8 protein-coding genes and 1 pseudogene are annotated in these 10,034 nt (G+C 46.4%); 4 read left to right on the top strand and 5 right to left on the bottom strand.

The window, feature by feature from the left end:
* Positions 1-212 precede the first annotated feature (212 nt).
* Positions 213-539, top strand: a complete 327-nt coding sequence (locus AC23N5_RS19370) for a helix-turn-helix domain-containing protein (RefSeq protein ID WP_310586992.1) — start codon at positions 213-215, stop codon at positions 537-539.
* Here AC23N5_RS19370 and AC23N5_RS19365 read toward each other — a convergent pair.
* The 5 genes and pseudogenes from AC23N5_RS19365 to AC23N5_RS19345 form a co-directional block, all read right to left on the bottom strand.
* A pseudogene (locus AC23N5_RS19365) lies at positions 515-649 on the bottom strand (IscS subfamily cysteine desulfurase); the annotation flags it as partial. The gene AC23N5_RS19370 and the pseudogene AC23N5_RS19365 sit on opposite strands and share 25 nt — an antisense overlap.
* Positions 650-693: 44 nt before the next feature.
* A complete protein-coding gene (locus AC23N5_RS19360) occupies positions 694-2,460 on the bottom strand; it encodes a T9SS type B sorting domain-containing protein (RefSeq protein ID WP_487756850.1) in 1,767 nt (588 codons plus the stop codon).
* Between the two features lie 69 nt (positions 2,461-2,529).
* A complete protein-coding gene (locus tag AC23N5_RS19355) occupies positions 2,530-2,859 on the bottom strand; it encodes a DMT family protein (protein WP_487756849.1) in 330 nt (109 codons plus the stop codon).
* A 109-nt stretch (positions 2,860-2,968) separates the two neighbouring features.
* Positions 2,969-4,909: a glucosamine-6-phosphate deaminase gene (gene nagB / locus AC23N5_RS19350; protein ID WP_374758000.1), complete on the bottom strand. Its 1,941-nt coding sequence runs from the start codon at positions 4,907-4,909 to the stop codon at positions 2,969-2,971.
* A 99-nt stretch (positions 4,910-5,008) separates the two neighbouring features.
* Entirely contained in the window at positions 5,009-5,758 is a 750-nt protein-coding gene (locus AC23N5_RS19345) for a copper homeostasis protein CutC (protein ID WP_183974492.1), read from the bottom strand.
* A 138-nt stretch (positions 5,759-5,896) separates the two neighbouring features.
* Between AC23N5_RS19345 and AC23N5_RS19340 the strand changes: the two genes are divergently transcribed.
* The 3 genes from AC23N5_RS19340 (at position 5,897) to AC23N5_RS19330 (ending at position 9,970) form a co-directional block, all read left to right on the top strand.
* Positions 5,897-7,273: a DUF1800 domain-containing protein gene (locus AC23N5_RS19340; RefSeq protein ID WP_183974494.1), complete on the top strand. Its 1,377-nt coding sequence runs from the start codon at positions 5,897-5,899 to the stop codon at positions 7,271-7,273.
* Positions 7,274-7,297: 24 nt separating this feature from the next.
* The gene (locus tag AC23N5_RS19335; RefSeq protein ID WP_487756848.1) at positions 7,298-8,848 is read left to right on the top strand and encodes a DUF1501 domain-containing protein; all 1,551 of its coding nucleotides are present in this window, start codon (positions 7,298-7,300) and stop codon (positions 8,846-8,848) included.
* A 117-nt stretch (positions 8,849-8,965) separates the two neighbouring features.
* Positions 8,966-9,970: a toxin-antitoxin system YwqK family antitoxin gene (locus AC23N5_RS19330; protein ID WP_229601344.1), complete on the top strand. Its 1,005-nt coding sequence runs from the start codon at positions 8,966-8,968 to the stop codon at positions 9,968-9,970.
* The last annotated feature ends 64 nt before the right edge of the window (positions 9,971-10,034 follow it).

The following is a 10,034-nucleotide window of genomic DNA, read 5'->3' as shown; positions in this document are numbered from 1 at the left end:
CATAGGGAAGCCCACTCTGGTACTGTTTGTTAAAAATACTCAATCTTGAAATTTTACCATAGTACAAACCTAAAGGGCGGCCTCGCAAGATTACGCCCCGCTGGGGCTGCCCACGCTGGTTTGTGTTTGGCTAAAAGACTTTATCTCTAACCTCTGGAAGATGCGTTTTTAACGTCTGGCACTTTCCCAAAAACGATTTCAGACCTTGAAACGTGACAAAAGATAAAAAGCCTATTTCGATGACAAACAATCCTAACATTACCTCTTTAGAAGATATTTTAGACCTCAAATACGGCCCTTTTGGTACTGAGGCACGAGAAAACTGGGAACAACGCTATGAAGCTTTCAAGATTGGGGTATTAATAGAAGAAGCCCGTAAAAGCAAAAATATGACCCAAGCTGAGTTGGTCGCTAAGATAGGGACTAACAAATCTTACATTTCACGTATTGAGAATGATGCTTCTGATATTCGCCTTTCTACGCTTTTTCGTATCATACATGAGGGACTTGGAGCTCATTTAAAATTAAAACTAGCCTGATTAAACCGCCCCAAACTAAACCGAATACACGAAAACGCCTCGGTTTCGGTCATTCCCAAGGCCATCAATACGTGCGAAGGGTCAATCGACGCCGAAGTACAGGCTGACCCGATTGTTTCCAAGACACGTGGGTCGATTCGGGTTGTAGCGTGTCTTACTTTATCAACATCACAACACCTGTAAAAGTATAGGGGTTCAGTTCGGGGTCGGTAAACTCAATCGTGATTCGGTAAGGAAACGTACCTACGCCTAGCAACTGCCCCAAGTACTTCCCATCCCACCCATACGCAGGCTGAGAAATGGGAACATTGGCTTGATGAAATATGACTTCCCCCCAACGACTGTAAATCGTCATTTCTTTGATTTGTTTGACGCAATCGCCCGCTTGCAAAAAAAACACGTCGTTTTGTTGGTCATCGTTGGGTGAAAAAACATCTGGCGTATAAACCCCACACTGAATAATTTTGACGCGTGCCTCGGCTACCTTCTGGCAAGTTTTATCCGCATTCGTGACCGTCAATTTGTATTTTGTGGTCATTTCTGGATAAGCCCACGTTACGGCACAAGTGGCACACGACAGCCCTCGTTCGGGTTCCCAGCGGTACGTGTAATTGGCATTGGCAAAGGTCGAAACCAGCGTCGCGCGTAGCTGTGCGCTATCTCCTTCCGCAACTGACACTTCGGTGGGTTGTACGGAAACTTCTATTTTGTCCACCACCAACGTCGTCGTAACAATGCTGTCGCAAAGCGAAGGGCGCGATATGGTGGTGGTATATGTTCCTGCCGTTGTGTATGCAACTGTACCAACGGTCAGCGTTTGGCCTTCACAAATCGTTACTTTTTGAGAGTGGCGGGCCAAGGGTTTGACCGTAAGGTTGAGCGTGACTGTGCTATCGCAACTTTCCCCACGGTCTATTTTTGTAACGTACTTTCCTGATGTTCGGTAAGCCGTGGTTCCTACGGTGAAGCTTTCTCCTTCACAAATGGTTTTGTTAATGGTTGTATCCGCTTTTTGGTGTTTGACGGTATAATCCAACTGCAACTCACAAGACTCATCCAAGCTCGACGGCGCTACTACTTTTACAAAATACTTATCTCCTATTTTGGGTTTTATTCTAATGCTTGTGGTCGTTTCTCCCGTATTCCATTTGTAGGAAGCAAAACCATCAGGAGCGACCAAAGTCAAATAACCACTAGCATCTGGGCAAATTGAACTAGGCTTAATTTCGGCCTTCAAACACTGCGCATCAAAATACGCATAGCCGTAGTGGCCTCGTTGTGTACACCCGTGGGCTGTTACCTCAACCGTCAATTTACGGCCAATGTAATTACGAAGGTCAATGGCACCCGTCGTCCAAGGGCGGTATTCTACCGTGGTGCTCTGCGCTTTAAATCCCGCAACTACCCCTGCTCTAGTTAGCTGCACATCGTAATAACTACACCCAATCGGCGTTTTATTTTCATCATAAATCAGTAAACTAAAGCCAGGTTTTTGGTGGGACTGATGGGTATCATTTTGGTCTTTGTTGAGTACAACGGCAAATTTGTACTGGAAGAGGGTGTTATCGGGCGAAACAATGAACGTAGTTTTAATTCGGTCAAATTTCGACCCACGGTTAGCGGTTCCGTTACCAATACGAATCGAATACTGGCTTCCTGGCGCCACCATCGGCAACGCTTCACGTGTGACATTGGGGTCATTGCCATCGCTTCGTTTGGTAATCAGGTGGCCATTGTCGTACGTACCCGCGACTTCATTTAGATAAATAAGCTGAATGCCTGCAAGGCCAATGCTTCCGTTCGTCAACGTCCAGCCTTGGGTTGTTCCTGTTTCAAAACCGATGTTTCCACAATCTACCTGAGCGTAACTCCACAACCAACTCCCCCACCAAAACCCTAATATCCATAGAATTTTCCTCATTGCCGTCGTTTTTTGCGTGCTTTAATCACCTATACGCACATCTCAAAACGACTGTTGCACGCGAAGGCATTACCACTTCTTAAAGATAAAGAATACCGCAAGTATAATCAAGGCAAAACCCACAAGATAATTCCAACGAAGTTCTTCTTTGAGGTAAAAAACGGCGAATCCAACAAAGACTGCCAAACTAACAACTTCTTGGATGGTTTTGAGCTCAAAGGCATTGAATTCGTACGAGCCTATTCGGTTGGCGGGAACGGCGATACAATACTCAAAAAATGCAATTAACCAACTAATAACGACCACCTTCCACAAGTCGGTATCTTTGTATTTGAGGTGCCAATACCAAGCCGTTGTCATAAAAACATTGGAAAGAAGTAGCAAAATAACAGTGCGCATATACGTGATGTTTAAAAACACAAAGATAGAATTTTACACAAAAAAGCATCGGCCAGTTATTCACCGACCGATGCTTAAAAATTATTGATTTGGAAACCTATATGCTAGTTTAGAAATGCCAACGAACAAAGGCTTCCATCGCCTCATATTCGGCCAAGCCAAGTTGGTCGTAGAGTTTGGCGGTTCCGCTGTTGCGTTCTTCGGCACGTTGCCAAAACTCGCGCGAATCTTCGCCTTGGAACACCACCCCGTCTTTTTGTGATTGGTGTTTGAAGATACCCATCCGCTTTTTCACCACTTGGTCGGGGCTCATTGGCACCGCCATTTCGATTTCGTGAATATCCCACTCCGCCCAAGCGCCACGGTACAACCATACCCAGCAATCTTTCATGAAGTTTTTGTGTTTCAATTGTCCCAAAGCCGCCTCGATGGCATCCCAGCACACTTTGTGGGTTCCGTGAGGGTCGGCAAAGTCGCCCGCTGCGTAGATTTGGTGTGGCTTGATTTCCTCAATCAAATCGGCAATGATTTTGACGTCCTCTGGGCCAATTGGCTTTTTCTGTACCGTACCTGTTTCGTAGAACGGCATGTCGAGGAAATGAAAATGCTCCGTTCCGACAAAACGGCACGTTGCTTTTGCTTCTCCGCGACGAATGATGCCTTTCACGTAACGTACTTCTGGCGTATCTATTTCGCTGTCTTTTTTCGTTTTCAAAAACGCTTTTGCGTCATCAAAAATCTTCATCGCCGCGGGGCTTTCGATACCGAATTTCTGGTTGTAATCCACCACAAAGTCGATAAAGCGGAACGCCTCGTCGTCGGCCACGGCAATGTTCCCTGACGTTTGGTACGCAACGTGAACCTCGTGCCCTTGATCCACCAAACGCTGGAAAGTGCCTCCCATCGAAATAATGTCATCGTCGGGGTGCGGGCTGAAAAGAATCACACGTTTCTTGGCAGGATGCGCGCGCTCAGGACGGTGCGTATCATCGGCGTTTGGTTTACCTCCAGGCCATCCTGTGATGGTATGTTGTAACTGATTGAAAACGTTGATATTAATATCGTATGCAGAACCGTGAGCAGCCAACATATCACTCATACCATTGTCATTGTAATCTTTGGTAGTGAGTTTCAAAATTGGTTTTTGAAGGGTCAACGAAAGATGCGTTACCGCTTTCTTAATCATTGAGTTGTCCCATTCAACAGTATCTACCAACCACGGTGATTTCACTCGGGTCAATTCTGAAGCCGCCCGCGTATCTACAAAAAACGCCACGTTAGGGTGTGCTTGCAAGTACGACGCAGGCACAAGTTCGCTCACGGGGCCTTCTACCGACGACTTAATCATGGGTGCTTTGCGCTCACCCCACGCCAACAACACTACCCGTTTGGCGTTCATGATGGACGAAACCCCCATCGTAATCGCTTTTTTGGGTACGTGGTGCAGCCCTCCAAACTCCATGGCCGCAGCAGCGCGGGTAGAGTGGTCGAGCGTCATCAAACGAGTACGTGAGTTAATCAACGACCCTGGTTCGTTAAAACCAATGTGGCCGTTTCCTCCAATTCCAAGAAGTTGGAAGTCGATACCACCCATTGCGTTCATTTTGTTGTCATAACGCTGGGCAAAATCAGCGATAAGCGCCGAAGGTACCGTTCCGTCGGGAATAAAGTAATTTTCCTTAGGAATGTCCACGTGGTCAAACAATTGCTCGCGCATAAAACGCACGTAGCTATGAATCGAATCGGGCTGCATGGGGTAGTATTCATCCAAATTGAACGACACTACGTTTTTGAAACTCAATCCTTCTTCGCGGTGCATTTTGATGAGTTCGGCATACACCGTTTTAGGTGACGACCCCGTCGCCAAGCCTAACACACAATTTTTGCCTTCCTTCTGCTTGGCCCGAATCAAATCAGCGATTTCTTGCGCCACGGCGCGCGAAGCATCTTTGGCATCGGCGTAAATCTGAGTCGGAATTTTTTCGTAGGTGATAGCCTGACCTACCATACCGTTTGACAAATTGCTGTCAGCGGCTTGTGCTTGAATCATTAAAGGTTCGGTAATCATGTTTGTCAAAAGAAGGAGTAGTTTACAGCGACAAAGGTATCTATTTGTAAGATAATAAGCGACTTAAATTAATAAAAAAATTTAATAATTGTCTTTTTTATCATTCACAGCTTCTACTACTGACCTGATTTTGAGGGCATCACTGTAAATAATCTCGTACTCGTCGGTGGGCAACACGGAAGCCATGCTCACTCCTTCCTTCTGATAAATCATTTGGCCTTTTCGAGCGGCCTTGCCCGTTAGGTGGAGTGCTTGCACGCCTGTTTGCGCCAATCGCACGGCATTCATAACATTTACTCCACTTCCTGCCATTAAGTCTATTCGTCCTGCGGCTTTTTTGGCTAATTGGGTCAATAACTCCGCGCCGTCCAAAGCCGAATTTTCTTGTCCCGACGTCAAAATACGCACTGCCCCCGTCCGAATAACCGCCTCTAATGCCTCAAATGGCTCTTGGGCCACGTCAAAAGCACGGTGAAAAGTTACTTGTAAAGGCTTTGCCAATGCGACCAATTCGGCCGTACGTACTTCATCCACTTCGCCTGTTGGTAAAAGCAACCCAAAAACAACACCATCTGCCCCCAATTCTTTGGCCAATTCGATGTCTTGTTTCATCACCAAAAACTCTTCGTCGTCGTAACAAAAATCCCCACCCCTGGGGCGAATCATGACGTATAGTTGAAGCGTTGTTACTTCTCTGGCTCTTTTTATCAACCCATAACTGGGCGTCGTTCCTCCTTCGTACAACCCGCCACATAACTCTATGCGCGTAGCTCCCGCCTGCTGGGCATTCAAACACGACTCAATCGAAAACGCACAAACTTCTACCTGCATTCTTACTTATTTTTGGTTTGTTTTTTATTAATTCATTGGGCTACTAAAAAAGGCTTACCTCCCTGATTAAACCTTTTTTATATACCTTTGTCTAACTTAAAATGCTACCAGCAAAGTACCCTTTAATCACTATCTACTATGCCAGTGTGGGATGTTTCTAACGCCAAACACCTGCTGTCTCGCTGCCTGTTTGGTTATTCTCGCAAAGACCTCGACAAAGCGTTATCATATACAACGCTCAACGACTTTGTTGAGAAGGAATTATTGGCCGACCGACCGCTTCCTTCATCTCCAGGAGACTGGGTGACGGAAACGCCTGTCAATAACTCGCTCGAAGGCGACCGCTACCGCGCCATGACGTACTGGTGGTACGACCTCATGCTATCTGAAGGCACAAATATGCGAGAAAAAATGACACTTTTCTGGCATAATCACTTCGTTTCGGCACGAGACAAAGTCAACTACCCGCAGCATTTGTACATTCAAAACAACTTATTTCGGCGTTCGGCTTGGGGCAATTTTAGGCAATTAACCAAAGACGTTTCCATCGACCCTGCCATGTTGATTTATTTGGATGGTCGCTTGAGCAATGGCAGCACTCCCAACGAAAACTACGCCCGCGAAATCATGGAGCTGTTTACGCTTGGCGTTGGGAATTATACCGAAAACGACATCAAACAAGCTGCGCTTGCTTTTACGGGTTGGCAAGTAAACGGGCTCAATGCCGTATTTACCCAAAACCGTTTTGCCAATACCAATAAAACAATTTTTGGAAAAACGGGCAACTACAAACACGGCGACGTGGTGGACTTGATTCTCGAAAAACCCGAAGCGGCCGAGTTCGTTTGTCGCAAGCTGTTCAAAGAGTTTGTTTTTTATAAACCCAACGAGGCTTTTGTCAAACAAATGGCGGAAGTGTTTCGTAAAAACAATTACGAAATACGCCCCGTATTAAAGTTCATGCTCACCTCCGACGAGTTTTTTAATCCTCAATACCGAGGTGCCAAAATTAAAAACCCCATGGAAGTCACCATTGGCACACTCAAAGCCTTTGACTTGACCAGTGAGCAAGTGAATACGACCAACGATTGGCCTTACATCTATACGCAAACGCAAGCACTTCAACAGCAACTTTTTTACCCCCCAGATGTACAAGGATGGGTGGGACAGCGCGACTGGATTAGCTCAACCACTTTTGTCACCCGAGGCAGCCTTTCTGATTATATCGTCAACACCATGGGGAATGCCAAAGCTACCCAATTTAAACAAATTAATACGCCTGTTTCCTACGCCCGTACGTTCAAAACGTCGGAAGATGCAACCAAATTGGTGGATGATATAGTAGGGCTCTTTTTGCAGTTTCCCATAAGTGCGGCAAAAAAACAGTCGCTGCTCTCGACCCTACTGGGCAGTACGATTCTCGCCAACTGGTCCACTAGCACCCCTGGCGCCGAAAACCAAATCAAAGCGTTGCTCAAGGCGATTATGCGCTTGCCAGAATTTCAATTTGCGTAACCCCTTCAATCCTGAAAACAACTTATGAATCGGAAAGAATTCTTACAGCAATTAAGCTTTTTGTCGGGTGGGGTCGCTTTTGGAATGGGCGGAATGTCCGTCAAAGCTTTTGCCCATAATCCGTTTGCCATCGACATGGAAGCAACCAACGGAAAAATCTTGGTTTTAGTCCAGCTCGCAGGTGGAAACGATGGCTTGAATACCGTCGTTCCTTACGAAAACCCGTTGTATTATAACAAGCGCGCCAACATTGCCATCAAAAAAGAAAACGTATTGCCCCTCACCAGTCAGATGGGGCTCAACCCTGCAATGGCGGCTTTCAAAGACTTATACGACAAAGGCAAGCTGACCCTCGTTCAGAATGTAGGTTATGCCAACCCCAACCGTTCACACTTTCGTTCTACCGATATTTGGTTGACAGGCTCTGATGCGGCCGAGTTTTGGGACGAAGGCTGGATTGGGCGCTACCTTACCAAACTTTACCCAGGATTTCCCCTGCAAATTCCCGAAGAACCCATGGCCATTCAGCTGGGTTCGGTAGAGTCGTTGTTGATTCAAACAGATTTAGGTTCAACGGGTGTGGTGTTTAGCAACCCGACCAATTTTTATAACTTAGTCTCAGGAACCACCATCGACAACGAACCTGTTCCTGAGACACTTGCGGGCGACGAGCTCCGTTTTATGCGGCAAGTAGCTACGCAATCGGTGGCTTACTCGGGCATTATCAAACAAAAATGGGACAAGTCTCTCAAAAATCTTTACACCTACCCTACGACAAACTTGGCGAGTCAGCTCAAAATTGTGGGCGAGCTTATTGGCGGTGGGCTTCAAACTCCTGTCTATCTCACGACGATTGGGGGATTTGATACCCACGCCAACCAAGTAGTGGCCAATGCCACCAACACTGGTACACACGCCAACCTGCTCCGAACCGTGGCCGACGCCGTGGCTGCTTTCCAAAAAGACTTGGAAAAACGCGGCTTGGCCGACAAAGTAGTGGTCATGACGTTTTCGGAGTTTGGCCGACGGGTGTCGCAAAATGGCACCATGGGTACCGACCACGGCTCGGCGGCTCCTCTATTTGTAATTGGGTCAGGCGTTCGCGGGGGGGTATTGGGTAAAAACCCCGCATTAGGTGACCTCGACGGCAACGGCGACATCAAGTTTGAGTACGATTTTCGGCAACTTTACGCCAGTATTTTGCAAGACCACCTCGGCGTCGAAACAAACACGGTACAAGGCATTATGGGAGGAAAGACTTTTTCAACGCTTCCTATTTTCCGCCAATCAACGAGTGGATACGTGGCTACCAACCAAGAATTTACGTTTGACCAAAGCGGAGCCAACCCATTCACAACCTACACCACCCTTTTGTACTCACTCAAAAAAGACATGTACGTCAAAATTAGCCTATACGACATGATGGGGCGTGAAGTAGGCACCATCAAAGAAGGCAACATGGCCGCAGGAGTCTATTCAGCCATTGTTGAAGGAAGTTACTGGGTGCCAGGCCCTTATTTGTGTGCAATGAGATGCGACGCAGGACAAAAAGTGATTCGCATTTTAAAAGCATAACGTCAGAAACAAGAGGAATAATTGGGCACACAACAAAATCAACGGCGCAACGTTCTAAAATTTGGTATAATTTTGGCAAATGATTCGTTAGTTTCGTATCAAACACGTAGAATTACCATGTTTTTGCATTCGAGTATGTCCTCTTTCCGCTTTATTCCTGCATTTGTTACGCTTTGTTTGGCATTTACGGCTGCTGCACAAGAGCAAAACCCTTCGTCGAGTAAAACCAAATCGCAACAACTTAAAGAACGAAAAGCGCAGGCCGATAGCATGCTCCAAAAAGCAGGCATCGCCACGCCTAGCCTTGGGGTTGGTGCCACTGTCGGAGGAAAATCCGTCAAACCATCCGATGCTAAAGAGTTTTTCAGTGAAACGCTGCCCGACCTTGGCCTAAAAATCAAGGACATTAAGAAAAAAGAAAAGGCACGCAGGCAGAAAAAGAAAAAATACCATACCGATTACGAAGGGCTTGCCATCAACCGCATGACTTCTAGCACAGGGAGTGGCGACCGTATTACCCAAATCGAATTTCACGTTTTAAAAGAATACCGTCAACCCCGTACTTACGATGGGCTGGATGTGTATTGGTACGATACCCGCAACCGTATCATTACTAAATCGGTGATGAAAGATAAAGAAGCGGCGCTGATTTTGCACGGCCCATACAAACGCTACGTATCGGGGAATTTGGTCGAAGAAGGCAATTATTACATCGGCACCAAAGATGGGCGCTGGGAAAGCTACGACGGTGATTATAAATTATTAGACAAAAGCAAATGGAAACACGGGTTTCCTGCCGAGTCCAGAGTGACCTATTATGATTCGGCCCACACCAAAGTACGGGAAGTGATTCCAGTACAGTTCGGTAAACGAAAAGGTGATTACCTGATGTTTTATGACGGTGGTCAGCTCATGGTCAAAGGCCAATACGACAACGACTTCCCCGTCGGAACTTGGAATGAATACTACCAATACCGTCGTCAACGCAAAAAAGTAACCCGCTACCCTCGCTACTGGTACGAAGACGGCGAAGCAGTCGTACTGAATGAATGGGACGATAAGGGCAAACTCATTTACGAACGCCCTAAAGACGCCGACACCACCGAAGAGTCTGAAAAATAAGCTAAAACCTGTTGGAACTTCTTTTTAGAAAGAATTTCGCCAACAGGTTTTTTAGTGAACTTTT

The sequence above is a fragment of the Runella sp. R5_40 genome, assembly GCF_057652295.1.
This window is presented reverse-complemented; position numbering and strand designations above follow the sequence as displayed.